The organism is Paenibacillus sonchi (genome assembly GCF_016772475.1).
Lineage (GTDB): Bacteria > Bacillota > Bacilli > Paenibacillales > Paenibacillaceae > Paenibacillus_AQ > Paenibacillus_AQ sonchi.
Map to the genome: position 1 here is coordinate 7154338 of NZ_CP068595.1, position 23685 is coordinate 7178022.

The 23685-nt window shown below is 47.3% G+C and carries 20 protein-coding genes and 1 pseudogene; 5 read left to right on the forward strand and 16 right to left on the reverse strand.

Annotation, left to right across the window (positions count from 1 at the left end; all coding sequences use genetic code 11):
* Positions 1-5: 5 nt before the first annotated feature.
* Together JI735_RS36610 and JI735_RS32235 are read right to left on the reverse strand one after the other, a co-directional pair.
* A complete protein-coding gene (locus JI735_RS36610; RefSeq protein ID WP_233476157.1) occupies positions 6-242 on the reverse strand; it encodes a hypothetical protein in 237 nt (78 codons plus the stop codon).
* Positions 243-246: 4 nt separating this feature from the next.
* Positions 247-384: a hypothetical protein gene (locus JI735_RS32235; RefSeq protein WP_202676812.1), complete on the reverse strand. Its 138-nt coding sequence runs from the start codon at positions 382-384 to the stop codon at positions 247-249.
* A gap of 444 nt (positions 385-828) precedes the next feature.
* Between JI735_RS32235 and JI735_RS32240 the strand changes: the two genes are divergently transcribed.
* The gene (locus JI735_RS32240) at positions 829-1134 is read left to right on the forward strand and encodes a DUF6809 family protein (RefSeq protein ID WP_039833278.1); all 306 of its coding nucleotides are present in this window, start codon (positions 829-831) and stop codon (positions 1132-1134) included.
* A 141-nt stretch (positions 1135-1275) separates the two neighbouring features.
* Here the strand turns inward: JI735_RS32240 and JI735_RS32245 are convergent, their stop codons facing one another.
* Together JI735_RS32245 and JI735_RS32250 are read right to left on the reverse strand one after the other, a co-directional pair.
* The gene (locus tag JI735_RS32245; protein WP_039833277.1) at positions 1276-1698 is read right to left on the reverse strand and encodes an HIT family protein; all 423 of its coding nucleotides are present in this window, start codon (positions 1696-1698) and stop codon (positions 1276-1278) included.
* Between the two features lie 284 nt (positions 1699-1982).
* Positions 1983-6332, reverse strand: a complete 4350-nt coding sequence (locus tag JI735_RS32250) for an S-layer homology domain-containing protein (protein ID WP_202676813.1) — start codon at positions 6330-6332, stop codon at positions 1983-1985.
* A 196-nt stretch (positions 6333-6528) separates the two neighbouring features.
* Here JI735_RS32250 and JI735_RS36615 point away from each other — a divergent pair.
* Positions 6529-6828: pseudogene (locus JI735_RS36615) on the forward strand (SAM-dependent methyltransferase); the annotation flags it as partial.
* An 80-nt stretch (positions 6829-6908) separates the two neighbouring features.
* Here JI735_RS36615 and JI735_RS32255 read toward each other — a convergent pair.
* Positions 6909-8039 carry a YhgE/Pip domain-containing protein gene (locus JI735_RS32255; protein WP_039833272.1) on the reverse strand — a complete coding sequence of 377 codons (1131 nt, stop codon included), beginning with the start codon at positions 8037-8039 and terminating at the stop codon, positions 6909-6911.
* Entirely contained in the window at positions 7969-8244 is a 276-nt protein-coding gene (locus tag JI735_RS32260) for a hypothetical protein (RefSeq protein WP_039833271.1), read from the reverse strand. The genes JI735_RS32255 and JI735_RS32260 overlap by 71 nt, the downstream gene beginning before the upstream one ends.
* Before the next feature lie 195 nt (positions 8245-8439).
* Between JI735_RS32260 and JI735_RS32265 the strand changes: the two genes are divergently transcribed.
* Positions 8440-9045: a TetR/AcrR family transcriptional regulator gene (locus JI735_RS32265; RefSeq protein ID WP_039833269.1), complete on the forward strand. Its 606-nt coding sequence runs from the start codon at positions 8440-8442 to the stop codon at positions 9043-9045.
* 122 nt (positions 9046-9167) lie between these two features.
* On the opposite strand, the gene JI735_RS32270 is transcribed toward JI735_RS32265, so the two are convergent.
* Entirely contained in the window at positions 9168-9632 is a 465-nt protein-coding gene (locus tag JI735_RS32270) for a DUF6097 family protein (RefSeq protein ID WP_051051524.1), read from the reverse strand.
* Positions 9633-9886: 254 nt separating this feature from the next.
* Here JI735_RS32270 and JI735_RS32275 point away from each other — a divergent pair, with 254 nt between their 5' ends.
* Complete coding sequence (locus JI735_RS32275; protein ID WP_039833268.1) at positions 9887-10969, forward strand: hypothetical protein; 1083 nt, start codon at positions 9887-9889, stop codon at positions 10967-10969.
* Positions 10970-11293: 324 nt separating this feature from the next.
* The gene (locus tag JI735_RS32280; RefSeq protein WP_202676814.1) at positions 11294-12211 is read left to right on the forward strand and encodes a copper amine oxidase N-terminal domain-containing protein; all 918 of its coding nucleotides are present in this window, start codon (positions 11294-11296) and stop codon (positions 12209-12211) included.
* A gap of 1195 nt (positions 12212-13406) precedes the next feature.
* On the opposite strand, the gene JI735_RS36620 is transcribed toward JI735_RS32280, so the two are convergent.
* The 9 genes from JI735_RS36620 to aldA form a co-directional block, all read right to left on the reverse strand.
* On the reverse strand, positions 13407-13772 hold the full coding sequence (locus JI735_RS36620) for a hypothetical protein (RefSeq protein ID WP_233476158.1): 366 nt from the start codon (positions 13770-13772) through the stop codon (positions 13407-13409).
* A 16-nt stretch (positions 13773-13788) separates the two neighbouring features.
* Positions 13789-13947: a hypothetical protein gene (locus tag JI735_RS36625; protein ID WP_233476159.1), complete on the reverse strand. Its 159-nt coding sequence runs from the start codon at positions 13945-13947 to the stop codon at positions 13789-13791.
* 387 nt (positions 13948-14334) lie between these two features.
* Complete coding sequence (locus JI735_RS32290) at positions 14335-14868, reverse strand: YceI family protein (RefSeq protein WP_039833263.1); 534 nt, start codon at positions 14866-14868, stop codon at positions 14335-14337.
* A 174-nt stretch (positions 14869-15042) separates the two neighbouring features.
* Positions 15043-16404, reverse strand: a complete 1362-nt coding sequence (locus tag JI735_RS32295) for an MATE family efflux transporter (RefSeq protein ID WP_039833262.1) — start codon at positions 16402-16404, stop codon at positions 15043-15045.
* 21 nt (positions 16405-16425) lie between these two features.
* Positions 16426-17085 (reverse strand): RibD family protein, encoded by a 660-nt coding sequence (locus JI735_RS32300; RefSeq protein ID WP_020429121.1) that lies wholly within the window; start codon positions 17083-17085, stop codon positions 16426-16428.
* A 15-nt stretch (positions 17086-17100) separates the two neighbouring features.
* On the reverse strand, positions 17101-18246 hold the full coding sequence (locus JI735_RS32305; protein WP_039833261.1) for a sugar ABC transporter substrate-binding protein: 1146 nt from the start codon (positions 18244-18246) through the stop codon (positions 17101-17103).
* An 18-nt stretch (positions 18247-18264) separates the two neighbouring features.
* Positions 18265-20202, reverse strand: coding sequence for an alpha-amylase family protein (locus tag JI735_RS32310; RefSeq protein WP_039833260.1), 1938 nt, complete (start codon positions 20200-20202; stop codon positions 18265-18267).
* Positions 20203-20257: 55 nt separating this feature from the next.
* Complete coding sequence (locus tag JI735_RS32315) at positions 20258-21313, reverse strand: zinc-dependent alcohol dehydrogenase (protein WP_233476160.1); 1056 nt, start codon at positions 21311-21313, stop codon at positions 20258-20260.
* A gap of 924 nt (positions 21314-22237) precedes the next feature.
* Positions 22238-23683, reverse strand: a complete 1446-nt coding sequence (gene aldA / locus JI735_RS32320) for an aldehyde dehydrogenase (protein WP_267919058.1) — start codon at positions 23681-23683, stop codon at positions 22238-22240.
* Positions 23684-23685: the final 2 nt, after the last annotated feature.

Below are 23685 nucleotides of genomic sequence, written 5' to 3' on the forward strand. Positions count from 1 at the left end.
CTGTACTAAATTGCTCCCAGACTTATTAATTTATCTATTGGATGATCAAGGTTACTCCTACCAAATCTTTCGCTCCTTGCATGTAAAATAGTCTTTAATATTGGCCTTCCTTCAAGGTAATTAACAATTGATTGAAGAGCAGAACAACCTGACCTCATAAATGTATATCCATAATTATCTAACCACATGGGTGTTAAATATAAAAAGGTGCCTTTAAAGCTATATTCATCTGTATTATTCATGATTTCATCTGGAGAGAATATTTAATCCTTTAATCTCTTTAAAAGAATCTTCAGGGTAAAAATTATCTACCGTCATAAAATCGGTATGAACTTCAACTGGTCCAATTATCACTATAGCCAGTTCTACTCTTTTCGTCGCCATAGAGTCGGATAATAATTCTTCTTTGAATATCTTGAGTCTTCAGCTCTTTTATTCCTTCACCTTGCATTGAATAAGACGTGTCTAGTAGTAGAATACAAGGACATCTAGGCTCTGGATTTTCAGCAAACTCAACCGCAAAAGGAATTTGTTTAAAATTAAAATCCGACATTTCTTCAACTACCTTATGTAGAATATATGAAAATATTACTATATCTAATTTCTACCTTTTGTGATATTTTTCCTGTTTTAGAAACAAAAAAACACCTTTTTATAGGTGCTATAGATTATCTGATTATTCATTAAACCGAAAAAATATCCCATTCTGTAGAGTATACTCCGTGGATTTCATGATGGAGATTGCCGGATAATTAATTTAAGAAAACACCCCCTTGGATTTTCCCGGTTTTTTCCAACAAACCTTCTTTACAGAAAGGATGAACAGAAATGGCGAGCCTGTTAGACCAGCTATATCACGGCAATCTGCGTCCTGATGAAAAGGCTGTACCCAATGATCCGCAGTACCGCCATATAAGCCGCAAAACATCCGAAACCTTGGAGGCATGGAGGAAGCGGCATTCCGAAGAGGAGTTCAATGAGCTTGAGGTATTGTTGGAGTTATATAGTCAAACCCATGGAATGGAGCTGGCCTCCTCTTTTACCTATGGATTTCGCTTGGGGGCAGGCCTCATGGTCGAGGTCTTAATTAGAAAAGAAGAGCTTGCCGACAAGCTGAGCAGCTTTCCCGACTAAACATTATTTTTGGCACCAAAAAAGACCTAACCGCCTCCACACAAAACCGAATAGTGCCCGCGGCTGTGCATGAAACCACTTAGGTCATGCCTGTTCGAATCCGTCAACTTCAGATACAGCGTCGATACCGACGTAATGAGATTATAAATGTTTTTTAATCTCCGCGATCATTTCAGCATATTCTTCATCACTTAAATACGTCAGACCCGGGTTCATTTCGAAGGTGGAGCCCCAGTCCTTTTGATCGGCATATTTAGGGACGATGTGCATGTGAAGGTGATGCAGTTTGTCTCCGTAAGCTCCATAATTCAGTTTATCAGGCCCAAAAGCCTTGTTCATAGCAGCGGCCACTTTTTGGACATCATTCATGAATGCGGATAATTCCGCTGAGGTAAGCTGAAATAACTCTTTTACGTGATCTTTATACACGACATTACATCTGCCTTTATACGATTGCTCTTTGAACAGAAACACGGTTGAATCCTCCAGCTGAGCCACCTCAATCATAAGGTTGTCCCGTCTTTCATCCTCCATACAATACATACACTCGTTATTTTTCTCCATGTCCTACTTCCTTTCTCCCTGTGATTATATACAGCTCTATCCTGCTCCTAAGTTCTGCTGTCTACAATTAAAAGAGTTACACGCAACCTCCTTCTTCTGTTCTGGTAAACGGGAACTCAGGACCGAAACTAAGGAGTGGCGCCCGAAGAATAGGAGCAATAGTTCAGTACAAAAAAGAGCTACCCCCTAAGCCATAAAATGGCTGCGGGGATAGCCCTGTTATTTTATGCAGGATACTGGGGTAAACCGCTAGTAGCGGTTGATATCTGTGAACAACGGAAAGTTTATTCTATCGGATTCTCCAGCAGATTTACGATTAAGGTCACCGCTTCCGCCCGCGTGGCAACCCGGTGGGGGGCAAACTTGTTCTGGCCGGTGCCATTTACCAGAGATTTATCTACGGCGGCTGCTATATAAGGGGCTGCCCATTTAGGGACATCGCCGGCATCAGTAAAGGTTAGCTTGGCTTGCGTATCTACCTTTATTCCCAGAGCCCTTACAATCATCACAGTCAATTCTGAACGGGTCAGCTTCTGCTCCGGCCGGAAGGTTCCGTCAGCATATCCGCTGACAATTCCAGCTGAGACGGCTTGTGCCGCATAGGGTCTGGCCCACACCGGGATTTTATCCATATCTTTAAAAGCTCCAGTGCTGCTATTATCCGGAAGCTTCAGCGCACGGGCAAGCATCGTGATGAATTCAGCCCGGTTCACCTCCCGGTTCGGACGGAAGGTATTGTCGGCATACCCGTTGACAAAGCCGGCTTCAAGCGCTTTTTGAATAGCCGAAGCCGCCCAATGAGTGCCTATATCCGTTAGTACTGGATTCGTCGACGGACGGTCTACGCTGCCGGCTGGTGAAGACGATGGGACAGCAGCTGTCGGTGCCGGTGTTGGAGAAGCAGACGGTGTCGGTGTAGGTGTAGGTGTCGGCGCCGGTGTGGAAACCGGTGTCCATCCAGTTGAACCGCCAGGTACCGGTGTTGCCGTCGGCGTTGGTGTTGGCGCAGCAGGAGCAGGCGTCGGTGTAGCCGGTGCCGGAGTTGGTACCTCCGGTGTCGGTGTCCCTCCCCCGTCGCTCTTCTTCTTGATGATGCCGAACTGCTCAATAATGTAAGGTTTTGCATCGTTCTTGTTCTGGTCTATTTCATAGGACACTGCAGTCAGCTTGTCACCATTGACCGTAATGCCCACGAAGTTCTGGATCTGTCCACGCTTCGGACGCGAGCTGTCGCTCGGGTCCGGCCCGTACGGTGCAGCATGGTTTTCGTCAGCAGCTTCAAAGAGATCGTAATAGGCTTTTCCCAGCTCTGGTTTCTGGTTCTTGTAATACACCTTTGCCCCGGCTGTGGCTGGAATCAGATAGATCGAGCCATCCGGATTCACCGTGTATTCCACGGTTGAACCATTCAAGGTCTCGGTGATTTTCTGCGTGGCTGCAGCGGTTCCATCTGCTTTGATTGGTTTGGTACGTGCATAGATATGATCATGTCCCTGCAATACAAAATCGATGCCAAGCTCCGCCATAAGCGGCGCAATTTTCGTTCTTACCCCGTTGGCGCCGATAATATCTTTGTCGGTAGCGTGATTGGAGGTTGTATAAGGACCTTTATGAATGTTGACAATAATCCAGCGGGCACCGGCTTTTTGGGCCGACTGCACATCTGCTTTGAGCCATTCTACCTGGTCTGCACTGAAATTGGCATACAAATCGGAATCTTCGTTGCTGTTCAGTACTACGAAATGGGCATTGCTGTAATCATAAGAATAATAGGCTCCGGTTTCGGTCGCCGATCCTGGTGCCTCCTGAATATTAAAATGCTCATAGAACGCATTGGCTTCATCCTCATGATTGCCCGCAGAAGGGGCTATTGTGGTATGGAGCAGACTGTTCTGAGAATGACCCAGCAGCCAGTCCCATTGCGTTTCTTTGGTTCCAGTATCTACAATATCTCCGTTATGAACTACAAAATGTGCGTCCGGCACCGTTGCCAGAGCTTTGGCAAGGGTCTGTGACGACAAAATCGCTTCATCCTCAGACTTCGCCTGTGTATCCGCAAGGTCAACGAATGTAAATGCCCCCGATTCAGGTGCTGTTCGGAAGGTGCCAGCCGCGCTCCAGATTCCCAGCGACTTGTCGCCCACGCGGAAATAATAGGAGGTGTCGGCCTTCAGCCCCGTAGCTTCCGCCTTGTGCACCATCTCTTCCTTGGCATTGGTAGAAACGGCAGAACGACCGCTGAATGATTTTGCGTTGGTAAAATCAGGTGTATCCTGGGTTAACTCTACCACTTGCAAGTCGCTTTTCTTCGAGATCAGTGGTGTATACCAAGTGAAGCCCTTTGAACTGAGGGGATCCCCATGGAAGGTAACGGTCACTTTACTCACGGCTGGCTGGCCGGCAATAACCGCTTCTGAATGATTTCGGCCGCTTACCGCTTTAATAACAAATTGGTAATTCTGTGCAGGATCTGAGTTGTCTACCGTATAGCTGTAGGCGGTTTTCCCGGATTCAGTAGACACTAACGTATTCCAGTTGGCTCCAAGGAGATCATTCTGCTCATAGACACGGTAACCCGATACCGGCAGCTCCGTATCAGGGGCCTCCCAGGTCAATGTGATCTTGCCGTCTGCGCCTGCAACCATCTGCGCATTCCGGACGCCGGGAACGGCTGCATCCGATTTATGAATGCTGTATTCGTCGTAGAGGTCTGTAGTTCCTCCGGTTGTTGTAGTATAAGCCTTATAGCTTAATTCGTTCTCTGTAACGGTGAACCCTGTGAACATTTCCTTGCCGGGCTGCCCGTATTTAGCTGCAAAAGGGAAAGGTCCCGAAGCAACGTTATATTTCTTGTTGCCTGCGGCATTGGTAATCAGATAGAGCGTCCCATCAGGGTCTGTAACCTTACCTGCTGAATCCGGAACAACGTCTGTTAAAGGTACATTGTTCAGCATCTGATAGCTTCTGGCGTACGTATGATCATGTCCGCCAATAACCATATCGATGCCAAGCTCATCGAAGACTTTCGTCAATTCAGAACGATAGAATAGAACATCCTTATCATTGGTGTGATTGGCTACTGAATATGGGGATTTATGCAGCAGCACAATTTTCCATTTCTTATCTGACTTTGCCACCTCACTGCGCAGCCACTCCACTTGCTTATAATAGATTTCATTATTCAAGGCATTGGAGCTTGTTCCGTAATACTCTGTGTTCAGAACCATGAAGTGCGCCGGGCCATAATTGAATGAATATACCGAACCATCCGGTTTAGCACCGGTATTGGAAACATTGGGCAGATTGAAATGTCCGGTATAATTACTGTAGTTTTTGCTCTCATGATTGCCAACCAGAGGAACCAGCGGTATGTTCTCCAGAATATCCTTCGGCTTCCCGAAGAACCAGCCCCACTGCTCTTCCAAATCCCCGTTATCTACCAAATCTCCTGAATTCAGAATAAACTCCGCCTCAGGGAACTTGCTGACCCCCTCTTGCAGGGTGTGGTTCCAGATGTCAAAATCCGGTTCGGTGGTACCCTGGGAATCTGTAGTGTAAATAAACTGATAGGAAGAGTTGTCCGCAGCTTCTGTTGTGAAGGTTCCAATCCCACTCCAGTTGCCGTCTTGCCCATCACCGGCCCGGTAAGCATATTTTGTGCCCGGGCGAAGATTGTCCGCAATTACTTTATGGCTGGATATGGCTGAAGCGTCCCCGGCAGACTTGTCCGCTTTGGACTGATAGACGCTGGCAACAACCGAAGTTCCTTCAAAGGTCAGCAGTCCATCCGCAGGAAACCCGCTGTCAGTCACTTTGGAGGCTTCCACCACTTCCAGCTTCGTGCCTGTCACCGTCTCCGGGGTATACCAGGCAAACCCCATGCTGGTCTGCGGATTCCCGTTAAAGGTCAGTGCGATGGATTCCGGCTTGCCTTTGCCAGGCTGCACAGGATCAGCCGCCGGATAGGCTGTCAGGCTCATATCCCAATACAGATCCGAACTGGTTGCATTTGCTTGATGAACCTCGGCTGCAAATTCGTTGTTGCCATCCTTGAGATTCGCCTTCACAAGGTCAGTCAGATTAACCTTGGAGACATTGGGATCTCCATTGGCGTAAGTGCTCTGGGTTAAGTAATCAATCGCTCCCGCAGGCATGCCTTCACGGTAGATTTCAGTACCGTTCAAATACAAGACGATACCGTCATCAAATGCAATCGTTCCTTCGAACTTCTGAAAATCTTTTAATTGCTCCAAGTTCACATTGATATTCGTACGAAAATACGAAGTCCTGTACTTATCCGATTTATTGCTGCCATAGCTTATATTGGTCTTCAGACCACCAAATACGGTGGTACTGACTCCAGTGCCATTATCCTTGTATCCCAAAGGAGCCTGTCCCGTATTCCAGTTGGAATCGTCATAGACTGCCTGCCACACTGTGCCTTGATCGGTTCCATCATCAGCATACTTCCATACTGAATTTCCTTCCAGCAATGTAAAAGGCTGATTTGCCTGACTCTGCAGCATTTCCCCGTTGGTATTCTCTGCCAAAGCCTGCACTCCATTGGTCGCAAAGCCCAATACCATGATCAAAACCAGCGCCATTGAAAGTGACTTGTTAATAAGTTTCCTCAATTCATTGCCTCCTTATTCGTAAACATTATTATTTGCATACCGGTTTATTCTAGCTGGCAAATGTTTTCATTATGTTCACACAAGAATAGCTTTTCGTAAAAATCTCCCAAGAGAATAAAGAAACTACCAAATTAGGTGTTAAAATAACTATTTTACGTGGGCCTTATAAACCTGAATCTCTACAAATCCAATATTTAAAGAAGCGTTTGGAAGAGGACAAGCTTATGGAGCAAAGGGAGGCACATTACAGCATCAATATATTACTGAATTAAGCGAGGCCGGCTTTAGCGACATTCAGTCATTTGAATCTAATGTTATCGAATATTACCAAACCGCTGAAGACCTGATTTTTTTATTAAAACACACTCCTATTATTCCCGACTTTGGACGGACAGAGGCCGATTTCAAAATACTCCAACAATTTATTAAGGAAAATCAAACGGAGAAGGGGATTCGGACCAATTCGGAACGCTTTATGATCACTGCTAAGCTATAGAGATTGTACACAAAAAGGATACTCGTTAATCGAGTATCCTTCTTATTTATAATGCTTTTATAAAATAGAGAGTCTTATCGTTAAGGTGTACTGGAACGTCTGAAGGCAGAGGCAAGCAAGACCAACAGGCCGCCAGTGCCGATCCAGATTAGGATAATTGTCGGATGATTCATACGCAGCCTTTGCCCAAAGAAAAGCAACTCACGCAGCCCATCTACCATGTAACGCATCGGCAGCCACGATAGTATCCAATCGCGGTAAAACGGAGATAAAAACTCTGAACCGAAACTAAGGAGAGGCGCGCCGAAGAATAGGAGCAGCACAAAAATAATCATGCCTTTTAATCCAATCCAAGCGAAAACAGCAGCTATCATGAGGAAAAATGCTAAATAAGCAATTGCCAGAAATATAGCGGTATCCGTGAAATGAGAAATGTGTACCCCCAAGCTCCCGGCGAACCAAGTGAAGCTAAATCCAGCCGCCAAAGCGATGACCGTTCCCCAAATGATCTGGATTATATTCGCCCGGACCCGCTCTTTACGATTCACGTAATTTTGTTTATTTTTGACAAGCAAGAAAACCACGTTTCCGATTAGACTCGCCATCCACAAAGGTTGTAGCATCAAAACCGGTGAATTCCCGTTTCCATTATGCGTACCGGTTTCATTCACATTAATGGTTTCGCTAACGATGGGTGAAGCTAATGCAGCGGCTTGTTTTGTCGAGAGCATACCGCCCTGTTGACCAATAGCCGCTAATAGCTCGGCACGCAGCTTCTCATTCATGCCATGAACCGCCTGATTCAGCATTTGCCCAGCCATACTAGATGCTGATGCATTCATACCTTGGTTGATGTAAATCTGCACCCGGGGTGAAGAAGGGTCCGGCGTCATAAGCGATGCCTGCTTCTCGCTGAACCCCTTGGAAATCACCAATGCAGCATAATATTTTTGGTTATCAAGTCCCGCTTTTACTTCTGCTTCACTGCCCACTTCGATCCATTTAACCGCTGGCTCTCCATCCGGATTAGCCCAGGTTTCTGACTGAATTACTTCTGGAGTTGCCAAGCCTTGATCCTCATTCACAATGGCAATGGGCAAGTTCCGGGGAGCCGGATTGAGGCTAGGAATCATAGCCAGACTAAAAATGAAGATGACTGCAATAACGATAACAGGTAAAGTAACAATTAATTTGCTTTTTAATAAACTCATAGGTTTTCAACACCTTTGTACCGATTTCCTGTAAATGATTAAGTGCACCCAGCATAGCCGCACGGCCATCGGGTAAAGCCTGGTTGTGCTGAATATATTGATCCGGATGAATGTAATTCGTAATCGCTCCGGGATCACCGCTCGCTAAACTTTCCAGCACAGCGGTTGCCTTAAGTACAAGCTCATTTTGATTGTTTACTGCCATTAGAATATCCTCCTTATTTTCTCAACTGTTGTAAAGATAAATAATGAACGGTTTGTTGTTTATTTATCATGCGCTCATTATAATAGAGATGAATATGACGCTCAATATTCAATATTTTTGAATTTGAAAGATAACATACAGTCCAGATCACTTTGTCGCTTAACGACTCAAATTTAAGCAAGGAGAGCGAAAACAATGAGCAAAAAAACTGATTTAAGGATACTCCGCACTAAACAATCGATTCGAACGGCGTTTATTGCGCTTATTCAGGAAAAAGGCTATGAAGCGATAACGATTCAGGATATTGCCGATCGGGCTATGATCAATCGAAATACGTTTTATCTCCACTACGAAAACAAACCTGACTTATTAAATACATATATGGATGAGTTGTTGGGCGAATTAAAAAATGCAGTGGTTCTTTGTCCAATCAGCATGAATCCTTACAGTATTGCTATACTCGAGACAGTTATGCAAACTGTACTGGAACATATTTCACGCAACACTTCTTTTTACTATGCCATGTTAATTGAAGAGAATAGAATCTATCAGTTCCGGGCGAAAATGGAGAATATCATTAAAGATAAACTAAATGAGGGGTGGAATCCTGCAGCGGGAAATTCCCCTTTAGCGATATCTAAGGAATTGCTGCTCGAATACCTTGTATCGTCTTTCATGGGGATCATCATTTGGTGGGTTAAAAACGAACAACCTCTTCCTGCGGGTGAAGTATCGTCTCAGTTCAGCAGACTCGTGGCCTACGGGCATTTGAAAGCTGCCGGCATCGCTTATGAGGAATAAAAATCAGCGGTGGTGAAATAAAAAACTTAAATATGTATTGGTTAACCTCAAATCAGGCCATCTTTTGGAGATGGCCTCTTTTAGGAACTAAGCATCAAAGCTTGGATCTGCTCCGGATGAGGTTATCGTCCAGATAGAGATACTCCACTGGAGGCATTCATCTGTAGTTTTCTTGTCAGCTCCGGGTAGATACGGCCATACAGCTTCCGCCGCAGCACCGAATGAAACACGGCCAGCACCAGGGTCACTACGATCAGCGCGGCGGGTACCAGATACAAGACGGGATGGTCCATGAAAAATCCGAAAACATCGTAGTCCCGGTCGATATAGCGTCCATAGATAAATGCAGCGGCCACAATCAGCAGCACTGGCAGGGCGAACAAACCGGACAGGATATTAACCCTGTTCATTTTCTTGTAAGTAGTTTGAAAAGTATTTTCGCCGAGATATTGTTCGAGCAGCATGCACTGCTTGTCGAAGGAATCGCTTTTTTGCACCGGCAGCTCGCTGTACGTAATATGCTTGTGCAGCAAATCCAACTGCTGGCTGAACTCCATCGTCCGCAGGAGAGTTCTTCCCACATTCATTGTCGTCACCTCCCATCGTTTACAGATTCCGGCGGCATCATTCGGACATCAGATCCACGATTCTCCGGTCAACTATTGTATTATAACGCGCAGGAACAGTCCCGACAATGAAATTGGCTTGAACCGCGGGGCGTTTCTGGATTATCGTTTATACTATAAATGACGGGCGCTGCGGCCTAGTTCGTAAGCAAGGCGAAGCCGGGACGAATGAATCGCCATGTCATCCAATCCTGCCAGAATCGGAGAGATGTGAGATGGAACTTGATGCCCTGTACCACAATTACCTTAACCTCAAATTCGAACGCGGGCTGCCGTTACTGAAAACAGGCCGCTTTGAGTATGCGTTGTGCGAAGACGGAAGCACGGAGCTGTTCCTGGCCGGCCGCGAGAACGAGTCGTTTACCGACTGGACAAGCGACCTTCGTCCCGCCGACCCGCATTATACGGATACCACGGGCAGAGCGCCCGTCTTAGCGTCCCGTTTCGGTCAGTTGGACGTGTACGGCGAACAGGTGCTGGACTATCTGCTGCTGACGATCAACGCAACTACCTCCATCGTTCCAATTCACCCCTACAACGTGATGAATGACCGAATGAAGCACTACTGCTTCTTCCAACTGGCTCAGTGGGCGTATCTCTCTATGCTGTCCGATGAGCAGAAAGCCGGACTGCGGGACTTTTTCTTCTGGTTCTACCTGTACGCCCACCCGGTCAACGGGGAGACGCTGGATGCTTTTTCTTTTCGCGGCCCGGACTTAATCCATACGATGACCGGCATCCGCGTTCAGGATTATTTCGCAGCGTACCACGATCATTACGCCCACCATCATACAGCATATAACGATTGCCTGACTCTCTCGCCGCAAGAGATTGAAGCCTGCTGCGGGCTTACCCTGCAAATGCTGGAAGTGGTCGAAGGACGTTCCTCCAGGCTGAAGCTTCCACCCGAAGCCGGCCTGGAACCAGCCCTGCGTCTGATTAACCAAGCGGACGAATTTCTTGCCGCTTATGCCCGCAATAGGTCTGAAGTGTTCGGATGCCTGCAGGATACGCTTACGGGTGTGCCCTCCACACCTTACCGCGAACACATTATCAGCATGCTGCTGCACAATTACGTATGCTACATTTTATATTTTGACTTTGACCAGATTGTCGAACTGGTGGAGTTTTTCCAGGACGATCTAGCCCTGTGCAGGGTAATTGTGAACCGGATGTTTACCGAGACAATCTTTATCCAGAAAATCCTGTGGCAGAACCGGATTGATCTCCACAACTATGCGAACGTCACGGCTCTGTTCGATGAGAACGCCCGGGAAATATATCGGGAATTTCTTTGATGGTTAGCTAAGCAATACCTACTGAAGTTCTATGAGATGATTAAATATGTTAGAACAAAGGGAAATCATCCAAATAAACAAAAGTGGCTGGGATTAAGTCGTTGACCAGTTTTTCGCAGGTTCGTTTGATGTACTGAAATACGGTTCATATGCTCCGGCAGAGGAAGAGTTACACTTACTTGGTCAAATTGAAGATAGCGTTATTCTAGAGGCCTACACCATTTATCACAAATCAAATCTTTAATCTATTTTGAGAAAAGCAGATTGAAAAATGACCGGATGTGCAGTGAATGACCAAAAATAGAATAAGGAGGATATTATAACATGGAAAAGCATTTGAAAACGAGCGTCATCGGATGGCTCACCGCGTCCCTGCTGATCGCAGGAAGTGCCCTACCTACAGGAACGGCTTCCGCAGCTTCCTCAGCCATCGAAATTAGGATAAATAATCGTTTCGCGGATACGGATGTAGCTCCGTATATTACCAATGGAACAACCATGGTTCCTTTGCAGGTGACCCAACAAATACCCGGCAGCTCGGTACAATGGAATAACGCGTCCAAGACCGTCACTCTTACCCGGGACGGGGAAACCATCACCTTAGTGGCGGGTCAGGAAACAGCAAAGATCGGGAATAAAGAAGTGAAATTGGAAGCGGCCTCTACCCTAAAACAAGGCCGTGTTATGGTTCCCTTGCGCTTTATCGCGGAATCGACGGGGGCGTATGTCCTGTGGAATCCTAAACAGCGGATCGTGTTCGTCGCCAAATCCAGTGAGGAACTAAAGAAACAATTTGCATCGTCCAATCTGGCCGAAGCCCGAACCGCAGCGCTGAAATTTCCTGTGGTTAGCTCGTTGAAAGCCTTGGACATTACTCCTAGCGAAGTAGGAGGTAATCAAGGTTATTATTTCCCGGAAGGAAAAGCGGACCAATTTTTCTTGACTGGAGGCAACAGCATTTCATATTACGAAGTTGTGGGAAACCACAGCGAGGAAAAATGGACGGCCACCTTTGATTCGGTTAAAGCGTCCAGCGGCCTGTTCTTTTTGCCTCTAAAAATCACCAACCAGGACGGCGAACTTCCAAAAATCACGAGTCGTGTAGTTTTTTTTGAATTCATGGGTCATGTCGGACAAGCCAAATACGGGTTCGTTGAGCCTAACGGAGAAGTCAAGACCCTGGGGACAAAGGAAATGAATTTAAATCAGTTTTTTGACATACCGGAAGAGAACAAATCTTAAACCATTTCCACACACAAAGCGGGCGGCGCCACTTCAGTAGGGCGTTGCCCGCTTCTTCAGGATGTGTCTTCGACTTGAATGTAGGCTAAAAGCTCAGTCACAATATGGGAAACCGCATCCTCCCGCGGGATGCGTATACGTTGACTCATGGTTTCAATATCCTCTTGAAACAGCTCGACCTGTTTGTCTCGTATAGGTGCCGCCGAGGCTACTCTGATTGCTTTGGAACAGGCCCGCCTTATCAGTTCTTTGCAACACCCGCTACGACAGGTTACATTCGGCGCTGGTAATGAACCTCTAGTCAAATAATATGAAAAATCAGAATAGTCAGTGGTTCATATGTCCAAAGAAAATAAAGTATTATAGCCCTTCTCCGAAATTTCATCGTCTGAAGTGCCGCCAATGGGCGGCATGTATGTCTATTGCATTCTCTACAGCAGAATATCCCGTAAATCAGTCGAAAAGCTCCATCAATTGCACTCTGTACATTTGAATCCGCTGGAAAGGTTGTTTTGGGCGCGATATCCGAAAATCTATTGCACAAAATACAGCAGAATGCGGTTCAACGCAGAACAATAAGAATTCTATTGCACGAAGTGCAGTCATGCAAAGAATCCAAGTAGAAACGGCTACGTCGTCCTTATAAGGAGCCAATGCTTCCGAAGCAGCGATACAGAGTATCGCTTTCAGGTACCCGTTTCAGCGAGAAATAGAAGGATAATTTACAGCGTGAAACATATAAATTATATTTGAACAAAATCACCCTGGCGGGTGAATAGCAACACGGGGCCTATGGCCGCAGGAATTCCCAACCGCTCCAAAAATCAATGGGGGCATGCTGAAGACGGATGCCCTATTCCTTCGCGATCTATCCGTACCCGTTACGGACAGGAAAGCCGTTATGGATAGAAAATTCGTCTATTCCGCAGGACAGCGGACTGAGATGCCTTTATTTGTCCTTTTCCCCTTTATTCCAGGCTCCATTGAACGATATAACGGCTCCTGAGTCCGTAACTACTGAAAAACTAAGATTTTTTGCAAAATAAGGGCTCCTCAGTCCGCTTCCGTCCTCGGATGGAGCCCCATCCTCCTGCATCGCTTATATCCTCTGAGGCTGCCAAGATATCCACACTTTTTTACACTATATAATTTCCTATACAACGAGAAAAAGGCCATCGCCAAAAGATGATCTTATTTAAGGTTCACCGCACTGCTTCTGCCCGCAATTCAGATTAGCCAAGCGCCGGATCTCATCGCTTAACCGCCGATTGACCGGGTACACCTCTTCTAAGAAATTTAAAATGCGGAGTGCCGATTCGGGAACATGGTTGTATCCCTGGATCATGTCTCCGATGATTTCCGCAAAACGGGGGTATCGCTTCTCTAACCGTCTCTCATTCCCGAATGGGTCGGGAAAGTAATCCTCCTCATGTTCCAGTAGATGGAGCACGGATAGAATCCGGTCTATAGCGTAACCTTGAACAAACCGCGTAGCGGATAGGCGTTCTCCCCTGGCATAGCGGCAGAGCCCTACGTATAGATTGGTTAAGGCTTCGTTCAAAGGAAAGTCCAAGGAATCATTTTTGGGGCTGGGGATTCGGATTTACCGGTTTGGCGATTGCCGTATTGCTATACGCCGGGTCCTTCCATATGACCCGGCCTTCCGTATAGGCGGCATCCGCCAGCTCCCATTCCTCAAAGACAGCATATTCCCCGAAAATTCCGTCCTCGAACAATACCTTGTACCCGTCATCCGTATTCTTAAATGAATAGGCAAGAGGGTGTACCCCTTCGAGCCAATCCAGCCGGCCGATAAATCTGCTTTTCTCCCCGGTTTCACAATAACAAAGAAATCCAAATCCGAATATTCATCCAACCGTTCTGTCTCGGCTCCAACGGAACCAACGCCTAATAATAAAAGAGCTCCCCCCATACGTTCGAGCGACTGGCCGATCTCATCCAGCCGCTGTAGCAGCAGTTCTGTTCTCAGCATATGAATCCTCCCCTGGCATTAAATGCAAAAAGGGCCCAACCCACTTCTCAGCGAGGTTGAACCCAAAGGTTGCATTGCCTTTATTTTCAATGGTAAAGTTACCACATCTTAATTGTAGCTGTCAATCGTATTATTCTATTTTTATTGCCTCGATATAAAGCTCAATCCTCACCTCATTTCCGACGATCATGCCGCCAGTTTCCAGCGGCGAGTTAAAGGTCAAACCAAATTCATTGCGTTCAATACTAGCTGTTGAATACAATCCTGCACGTTCCCGGCCGCGAGGATCTTTGTTTAGTCCTTCAAAAACGGTATGAAAAGTGACCGGCTTCGTTACTCCATGCAGCGTCAAATTGCCTTCAAGTTCATATTGCCGTTCTCCAGCAGGGATGCAGCCGGTGGTTTGAAACGCAATGGTTGGATACCTGGCTGCATCCAGGAAGTCGCCGCTCCTCAGGTGCTCATCCCGCTGCGGCTGGCGGGTTGTGATACTATTGGCATCTATGGACGCCTGTATACCCATCGTTGTTAGATCATTGGGGTCAAAGCTCAAGCTTGCTTGAAATTGCCCGAATACGCCTTTGATTCGATTAATCATTAAATGCGCCACCGAAAATTCGACGGAGCTGTGGTCCTGATCCACTTCCCAATTGACATTGCTCACGATTAATTTCCACCTCTACGATAAGATTGTAAGAAAGGTTGCCCCATCTCCTAAGCACTGCGATCTTCGCATACCCTGACTATACAAAAACGCTACTGACAACGTAATGTCAGCAGCGTTTCAACATTTTTCTTTCGGGCCGTACCGGAAACTTCAATAGATTCACTCAATGGCTTATGCAGAGATTTCAGCGACCAGATTTTTCATCCATTTCCTGGAGTGAATTCGCGCCAATCCGATGCTAAGCCTAACCACTTCTTCCAATGACAAAATCATATATACCAGAAACACAGGCTGCTTCCAGACAAATGACATTAATAATCCGGAAGGAACACCAATCAGCCATGTTGCAGCGGCTTCCATTGCAAATACGAACTTGCTGTCACCGCCGCTGTTGAGAATGCCGCCCGCCAGGATCATGTTGGCAACCTTTACCCACAGAAACCCGGCGAAAACCCATACTAGACGGGTGCCCATGTGATGCGCTTCCTCTGACACCTGAAAGATGGATACATACAAAGGTGCAATTGCGGCGATCAATACACCTATCCCAAGGGATACAAAAATCCCCAGCTTAATGAACCTCTTCGAAAAATCCAGTGCTGCGTCCTGTTCGTCGGCCCCTAGCTTGTTTCCAATCATAATGCCGGCTGCACTGGAGAGCCCGGATAATAATCCGATACTTAAGCTTTGAAGCGGATAGGTTATCGTCATTGCGGTTATTTCTACAGTTCCCATCCGGCTGTAAATAATCGCATATACCGTTTCACCGAGTACCCAAATCAGCTCGGTCAATACGATCGGATAGGTGGTGCGGAGGAACTTTGACAGCAAGGCTGTGGAAGCCCCGAACCAGTCACGGATATGGGTTACTCCAGGCAGACGAAGCTTATAGGCAGCCGCAATAATGAAGCAGCATTCAAATAAACGGGCGATCAGTGTAGAAGTTGCTGCTCCTTTTATCCCCCATTCCGGAAAGCCGAAGTTCCCGAAGATGAGCAGATAGTTAAGTACAATGTTAATACATACAGCTACGATGCTGGTCATCATTGGGAGCTTCACATGTCCTGTAGCGCGCAATATTGCGGAAAATATCATCGTCAGCATGACAGGAATATAGCTCAGGGAGGTGACTTCCAGAAAAATATCCCCCTCTGTGATCAGCCGCTGGTCCTTCGTAAACAAGCCGAGACAGAATTGCGGGAAGAAATGAACAGGCAGCGTAAAAATAATGGAGATTCCCAGACCAAAAAACAATCCCAATCCCAGCAGTTGGCCAGTGCTTTTCTCATCTTTCTTTCCCCAGAACTGCGCGGCATAAATGGATACTCCTGTAGCCAGCCCTGCCAATACTACAGTTATGATCCCGTATATTTTAATGGAAATCCCTACTGATGCAACAGCCACATCGCCGAGTTGTCCGACCATCAGCTGATCGGTTAAGGTTAGCAGTGCCATAATCAGGCTTTGCAGTGTTACAGGAATTGCAATGGTATAGATTTTACTATAAAAATCCGCCTTTGAATCTTTTAACATTAGCAGGGCCTCCCATAGCTGTTAGACAGCCTTCTGATAACGAAGCAGTGTATAGTTTTTGTTCGGGAGAACTTCGACAACCTTGAATTTCTTCACGAAATTCAGGTCGGTATATCCCGTGCCGTCAACCAGTGTGATATTGGTCCCGCCCCCGATAATAATCGGCAGCTGCATGATGATGATCTCATCAACTAAATCCTGGTCCAGTACATTCCAGTTCAGAAATCCGCCGCCTTCGATCATAATGCTGTGTACGTTATAGTTCTCTTCCAATTCACGGAACAGATTCACAAAATCCACTTTGTCCTTCCCGCAGATTAACACATCCTTATTCCTATCCTTCAAAATATTAATCATTTCAGGATTTTTGCCGTTTTCGGTGGTAACAATCAGCGTCCGACCGTCGTCAGCAAGGACATGGCTGTCCAACGAAATATCCATATGTGTTGTCGGGATAATCCGCAGCGGGTTCTTATTCTCCTCATACCGGTTTGTCAGCATCGGATCATCATATTGAATTGTATTTTTACCTACCATGATAGCGTCAATCAAACCTCTGAATTGATGAATGTATTTAATATCGGGTTCCTCGAACATACTGAACAACTGTTTACTGGACTTCCCCGCGCCCAAAGTAAGCTTGCCGTCGATTGAAACTTGGCTAAAAATAGTTGTTTTCATCGTTCTCCCTCTTCTCTATAAAGTTTGTTGAATGAGGCTGCTGTTCACATGCTCATTCATTAACCTCATCATTCTTGCGGCATCTTCATCTGCTAAATGTTGCAGGCCAACAGCCATGGCATCCCAGATATTCCGCATAATCGGCTCAATGGGCATGTTCCGCGCATTTTCAAGGCAGGTAATTAGTTTAGCCCTGGCCGGTGAGGCGGCTGCCTTGATGTTATCCAATACGCGGGAATGCACGGGAATCCGCTGCACCCGCTCCGCCCATTCCAGCTGGCTGCTTTCATTCAGCAGATACGCCGCGAAAGACAGAAGCTCGTCCGCCTGCTCCGATTCTAACGAATGCTGCGGAAAGACCAGACCGATAGATGAAGACATCGAGGCCGCCGGATTGCCATTAATCGACGGCAGCGCACCTACAAGCAATCTGTCTCTCATTTGAAGGTCCAAATAATTGTAAATCCATTCCCCGCAAATGATTGCTCCAATCTCACCGGCGATAAAACGGTCCAGGAGTTCAGTTGGACCATGAAAACTGCCGAGTACCTTGTGGGCAATTTGCCGCTGAACGAACCGCAGAGCCGCATCCATTTCAAAAGACGCCAGATCGGGATTCCCCTCCTTCAGCGGCCAGCCTCCAAATGCGGTCAGGAACGGAATGAAGCAATACGGGTCCGCCAGATCGGCAGCGGCCGGAACAATTCCTTTAGCCGTTAACGCTTCGGCCTGTTGTTCAATCGCCTCCCAGGAAGCGGGAGCCTCCGGGTAGATTTCCGGATTGTAATATAGAACCAGATGATTGCCTTTTAAAATAGGAATACCGTACTGCCGGCCGTTGGACTGCATGGAGCTACGGATATCCACATCGGGGAGGCCGGACATTGACCAGAATTTCTCAGGAATCTCTGAATACATGGCGCCTTCCGCGTAACCGGCCATATCGGCCGGAACCAGCGCCATTTGCGGACCCGCCCCGCCGGCTTTTATCTGCTGCAAGCGGGCGGTCAGTACGGTGATATTCATGACCTCGGGAATAACGGAAACTCCGGATTCAGAGGTGTAAGCACGGCAGAGCTGCTCCAGCACCTCTATGGATGTATCTCCCTTCCCGTCGAATTCATGCCAGATATTCAGCTGCTGTGCAACTTGTTTGTTCATAGCTGTCTTCCTCCTTCGTCATTTGATGAGTTCCGTATACAGCACCAAAGCCTGATATGGCCGCATTTCATAGGTTCCTTCACTGCTGAGCCGGTTCCAGCCGCCCTGTTCGCTTTCCAGCAGCAGGCTTGTCTGTTTGTGGCCCGGATAGATCAGCTCAGTCCGCAAGGTTTGCTCTTGATCCGGGTTCAAATTAAAACAGGCACTGAACAGTTCATCTTTCAAATAGTATGAGTAAATCAAAATATCGCCCTGCGAGTCGGAAAGATAGAAGTTCGCAGGCTTCAGCAGATTAGCATGCTGTCTCTTCATCTGCTGCAATTGCTCCAGAAGCGGGAGTAATGTTGATTCACTGGCCCAGTTGATGGCCATGGTATTGAAAAAAGCTTTTGGAATATCCGCACCGCCGGTATTATCCCCGAGACCGCAATTGAGGGGCTGCTCCTCATAAACTTCCATTCCTGTAGTCAGATAGGGAATCCCATTCGGCAGGAAATAATTGAACACCGTCATAAGCCGGGCTAGTTCTGTCCCGCCACGGCTTGTAATGCGCGGGGTATCCGCCGTCTCCGAGCAGGCAAACACATGAATCTGCAGTTCCGGAAGCTCCCGCAAGTAATCCTGCAAACGTTCGACACGGATATCGGTCATAATATTCCAGCCGCTGCCTAACATCACATTGTATCCGGTTTTTGCCGCTTCCCGGTGATTGCGGTTGAATAAATCCTCGCTGATCAGAATCGCTGCCGGCTTCATATCTTTGATCATCTTAAACATAGATTGCAGCAAGGGGACGGGGAGCGTATGTCCGATATCCACCCGGAAACCATCAATATTATAAGTTTTTAGCTGGAAGCTGGCAGCCTCTATCAGCGTGTCCCATAATTCCTGATTCGGCTCTTCCCCCGGATAAATATTGCACTTGATCGTATCGAAGAGCACATATGGGGGCTGACCCTCAGGCAAATAAGGCCGGACCAATGGCGAGGGGTCCTTGTACAGGCGGAAAAAGGCAATGTCCGTCCAGATCGGCTGAACATCATTAATCCAATCCGAATGGGCGGGAGCCGGCGTAATACCCATCTCCTGTTCGATCAATGGCAATAGGGGCTCGCCGGACTCAAGCGCGCGTTTTTTGAGGTCGTTCCAGCGGTCCGGGTCCAGTTCATCCGGCGGCAGACGGAACTGATTCAGGAAAGTTAAGGTATCCTTGCTGCGGTAAATGGTTTCCAGCTTGTCCGGTGTGCACTCTGTGAAGAATTCCAATCCGGCAATGTGCGGGGGCTGGAATCCAGGCAGCGCGTTCAGATCAATCCAATAAAACCAGTCCGGGTGTTCGGCTAAAAATACATTGTCCCGTGCACCCACCCGGGGGATTAAATCCAGCACAACTTTGATATCCAGCAGATGGCAGGCCTCGACCAAGGTCGCCAGCTCATCGTGGATGGTCAGGTTCTCCATGCCGTCCAGCAACGGATCATGTAAATTCTCATCCAAATCAAACAGGCTGTACACTGCATACGGTGAACCAATATCCCCCTTGAGATTCAAATTGCTGTACCGGGTGACAGGCAGCAGATACAGGATATTGACATTCATTTTTTTCAGCATAGGCAGCAGAATCATAAATTTCAGGAATGTTCCGGATTGGATATTCCCGGTATGAGTATAATCCCAGGCCGAGGAATAACGCAGCAAGGAGCAATAAATGACACTATCATCTAAATCTGCCTGGCCGAGATGAGCATAATCAGAAGACAACTCAAGCAAGTACTGCAGATGTTTAACCATAAATCTTGCCGGTTCAACAAGAATTTCGCCATCCTTGCTATCCAATGTCGATACATAGCCGCACTCGTTCCACAACGCAGGTATCCAGATGGGTGCTGTGTCGTGAAACCGGCAGTCTGCAAAATAGTCAAGCATCCGGTTTACTCTATGATTATGTCTGATCATCAAGTAGATCTCCTCTATACAGGAATTATATTTTTTCAGAAAATAAATGCCGATTTCAAAACGGGGGCTCCGCAGAAACCGCAGGATTCCCGCTCTTCCCCAGCAGCTCCTGAATTGCAGTCTCGAATTGATCCAAACTGTACTTGCGTGTGATCAGGGAAGCTACCTCCGGAACGTCTTTTGCAAACTGCAGGGCATCCTCAAAGGTGTTCAGATATTCACCGGCCCCCAGCAGCCGTACTGCGTTCTGGGTATAATAAGTTGGTGAGATGGTGTACTTATATCGTCCGTTTATCCCGAAGGGAATGATCGTGCCGCCGCGCTCCACCCACTGCTCCGCCATCTCCATCTGTGTGCCCACCGCATCAATTACGATGTCAAATTTCTTATCACCCAGAATGCGGAACACCCGCTCTGCGGTCAGCTCCTCCGGCGGGCAGGCATAGTCTGAGATTTGCTGTGCCTTTGCCAGTCGTCCTTCATTAATTTCTATTGAAACAGTGGTGCACCCTATGCGTTTAGCAACAAATTGACACAGTAATCCCATCGGACCCGAACCAAGGATTAATACCGCATCTCCTTTTTTAGCTCTGGCTTCCCGGAAGTTATGGAGAACACAGGCGAGGGGTTCAGTGGCCAATGCCGCTTCCCAGCTCATCTGCTCAGGTAATTTGTGTAAAAATTTTTCTTCTGAAACGAACCATGGAGCAAAAGTTCCATTTTTATTCAACCCGGCAATCGGCATACCTTGTCCATCCGTTCCTGTGCAGAGATGCAGTTTGCCTTGAAGGCAGAACCTGCATTTGCCGCAGCTGTGATTGGGATCAACAACGACTCTGTCGCCTGCTTTTAAGCTTGTTACTTTGCTGCCGGTTTCAATAACAGTACCTACGGCTTCATGACCGCGTATCACTCCGGGAACACCAGGCTCCTTACCTGTGATGACTGCCAGATCAGTTCCGCAGATGCCCGTCATATGGATCTTCACTTTGACATCAGTAGCAAGCGTGATCACCGGGATGTCCTGTTCGGACAGATTCAGCCTCTGAGAATTCCATACCAACGCCGGCATCTTACGCGATTCTGCATATTCAGCATTTTCTGATTTCATTGCTCCATATCCTTTCTTTTTTCACATCCGCTTTTCTATTACATTTAATTGCATTTCTTTACAATTTCTTACTTTCCCTTTCTTTTCTTTTCATTTAGTTGCAAAACATCTCCTTCAGCTCCGGATAACGAAACTTTTGATCTCGTGCAAACGTTTGTGCAATTGCTTTTTTATCCTAGCACACTTTTTTTAAAAAGTAAGGGAAATTTTGTCGAATTTTAGCAATACTCGTATTTTTTACAATCCAACTCATAAAATGCGATCCTGCCCTCTTCCTGAACTGAAGAATCCGGGCCAGCATAACAAGTGGAAACGCTGTACCGTCCTTGAATAAGGACAGCACCGTTTGTTTAGCCCTCGGACAAGTAACCGAGCCAGCTAGCGCTGGCGGATAAGTAATGCCTCTTATCGTACCGGCTGCGTTGCGGGCAGGACAGGCTAAGGCAATTGCGTCTGCGTCTGCGTCTGCGTCTGCGTTTGCGTCTGCGTTTGCGTCTGCGTTTGCGTCTGCGTTTGGTTTGTGTTTGTGTGCTGCCTGCCTGTTTGTTTGTTAGCGGACTGAGCAGTCCTTATTCCTTGCCAAAATCAACTTTAGGCAAGCTAACGGACACCAGTGCTCTTATGTGCTGATATTTGTCCCATTTCAGCCTGCTGGAGAGAAAATAAGCGCGCTCTGGTCCGTTAGCCCTGCGCCAAGTCCCCCTACCGCTAAAATAACGGCGTTACAGTCCGTATGGATCAGGAATAGTGGCTCTTCGATGATTACTCTGGTGCTTTCCCGCAAAAAAAACGGCCCTTTCGGACCGTATCGGATAAGTTCATTATTCATTTTCTATATATATACTTAACTTCCAGATAATGTTTGTACCTCCGGCCGCTGCCCATCTGCAGATTTCTTGATTGTATACCGCTGTAATACAAATTTCAGTTGACCGATTGATCATACTGCAAATATACCACGTGGGTCTGCAGGTATTCGTTCAAGCCGTGTTTGCCGTCCGCGCCGCCGATGCCGGATTTTCTCCAGCCCGCATGGAAGCCTTGCATTGCTTCAAAGTTCTCGCGGTTAATATAGGTTTCTCCGTATTTGAGACGCTTGATGACTTTCATGGCGACGTTCAGATTCCGGGTATACAGGGAAGAGGTCAGCCCAAACTCACTGTCATTGGCAAGCGCAATCGCTTCATCCAGGTTCGAGAAGGATATGACCGGGATGACCGGCCCGAAGATTTCTTCCTGGACGATCTCCATCTCATTGGTGGCACCAGTTATAACCGTAGGCTCAAAAAAGCTGCCTGCCCCCTCCACTTTTTTACCGCCAAGGGCGATTTGGGCCCCCTCCTGTACCGCGCGGTCAACCTTTTGCTGCACCGATTCTTGGGCTGCCTTATTAATCAGCGGACCCATCTGAATATCCGTGTCTTTCAGCGGATCGCCATACTTCACCGCTTTCATCGCCTCAACCAGACGGCTGGTGAATTCGTCCTTGATCTTTTCATGCACATAGACCCGCTCCGCACAGTTGCAGACCTGCCCGGTATTAATCACCCGGGAATCCACAATCGCTTTGATCGCCAGGTCCAGATCGGCGTCGTCCATTACAATGGCCGGTGCCTTGCCGCCAAGCTCCAGACTGACCTTGATGATATTTTCGGCTGCGGCCTCCATCACCTTTTGTCCGGCCGGCACGCTGCCCGTCAGACTGACCATCCCAACCTTAGGGTTGCTCGCTAATTCATTGCCTACTTCTCCGCCTTTGCCTGTAACCAGGTTGAACACCCCTTGGGGAAGACCGGCTTTGTCAACAATTTGGGCAAACGCCACTGCATTGTTTGGAGATTCAGCACTGGGCTTGACGACAATTGTATTTCCGGTAATCAGCGCCGGCGCCATTTTTCTGGCAATCAAAAAGAATGGAAAATTCCAAGGGAGGATGCCGGTAGTGACCCCAATCGCCCGTTTGAACACAAAAATATTCTCATTATCCCGGTCACTCTGAACAATCTCACCTTCATACCGGCGTGCCCATTCTGCCATATAGTCCATATAATCCGCTGTAAAGTTAACCTCGACCGTGGACAGTTCCAATGTCTTGCCTACCTCTTCGGAGATCAGTCTGGCCAGGCTGTCCGCCTCCGCCCGAATCCCTTCGGCAATGGCATGAAGATACTTCCCTCTCTCCACCGCAGGCGTTTCTTCCCAGGCAGTCTGGGCCTTATCCGCTGCATGGATGGCACGGACCACGTCATTCCTTGTAGCTTTGGGGACCTGTGAAATGACTTCATCTGTTGCCGGATTGGTGACATCCATCCACTCTTTGCCTTCTGACTCGGTAAACTGGCCGTCGATATACATCAAATGTTTTTCCACTG

Coding starts and splice junctions, on each gene's coding strand:
- JI735_RS32310 (WP_039833260.1), bottom strand. CDS start 20,202: ATGATCAGACATAATCATAGAGTAAACCGGATGCTTGACTATTTTGCA.
- JI735_RS32265 (WP_039833269.1), top strand. CDS start 8,440: ATGAGCAAAAAAACTGATTTAAGGATACTCCGCACTAAACAATCGATT.
- JI735_RS32245 (WP_039833277.1), bottom strand. CDS start 1,698: ATGGAGAAAAATAACGAGTGTATGTATTGTATGGAGGATGAAAGACGG.
- JI735_RS32240 (WP_039833278.1), top strand. CDS start 829: ATGGCGAGCCTGTTAGACCAGCTATATCACGGCAATCTGCGTCCTGAT.
- JI735_RS32315 (WP_233476160.1), bottom strand. CDS start 21,313: ATGAAATCAGAAAATGCTGAATATGCAGAATCGCGTAAGATGCCGGCG.
- JI735_RS36610 (WP_233476157.1), bottom strand. CDS start 242: ATGAATAATACAGATGAATATAGCTTTAAAGGCACCTTTTTATATTTA.
- JI735_RS32305 (WP_039833261.1), bottom strand. CDS start 18,246: ATGAACAAACAAGTTGCACAGCAGCTGAATATCTGGCATGAATTCGAC.
- JI735_RS32235 (WP_202676812.1), bottom strand. CDS start 384: ATGGCGACGAAAAGAGTAGAACTGGCTATAGTGATAATTGGACCAGTT.
- JI735_RS32300 (WP_020429121.1), bottom strand. CDS start 17,085: ATGAAAACAACTATTTTTAGCCAAGTTTCAATCGACGGCAAGCTTACT.
- JI735_RS32275 (WP_039833268.1), top strand. CDS start 9,887: ATGGAACTTGATGCCCTGTACCACAATTACCTTAACCTCAAATTCGAA.
- JI735_RS32260 (WP_039833271.1), bottom strand. CDS start 8,244: ATGGCAGTAAACAATCAAAATGAGCTTGTACTTAAGGCAACCGCTGTG.
- JI735_RS32270 (WP_051051524.1), bottom strand. CDS start 9,632: ATGAATGTGGGAAGAACTCTCCTGCGGACGATGGAGTTCAGCCAGCAG.
- JI735_RS32255 (WP_039833272.1), bottom strand. CDS start 8,039: ATGAGTTTATTAAAAAGCAAATTAATTGTTACTTTACCTGTTATCGTT.
- JI735_RS32295 (WP_039833262.1), bottom strand. CDS start 16,404: ATGTTAAAAGATTCAAAGGCGGATTTTTATAGTAAAATCTATACCATT.
- JI735_RS32280 (WP_202676814.1), top strand. CDS start 11,294: ATGGAAAAGCATTTGAAAACGAGCGTCATCGGATGGCTCACCGCGTCC.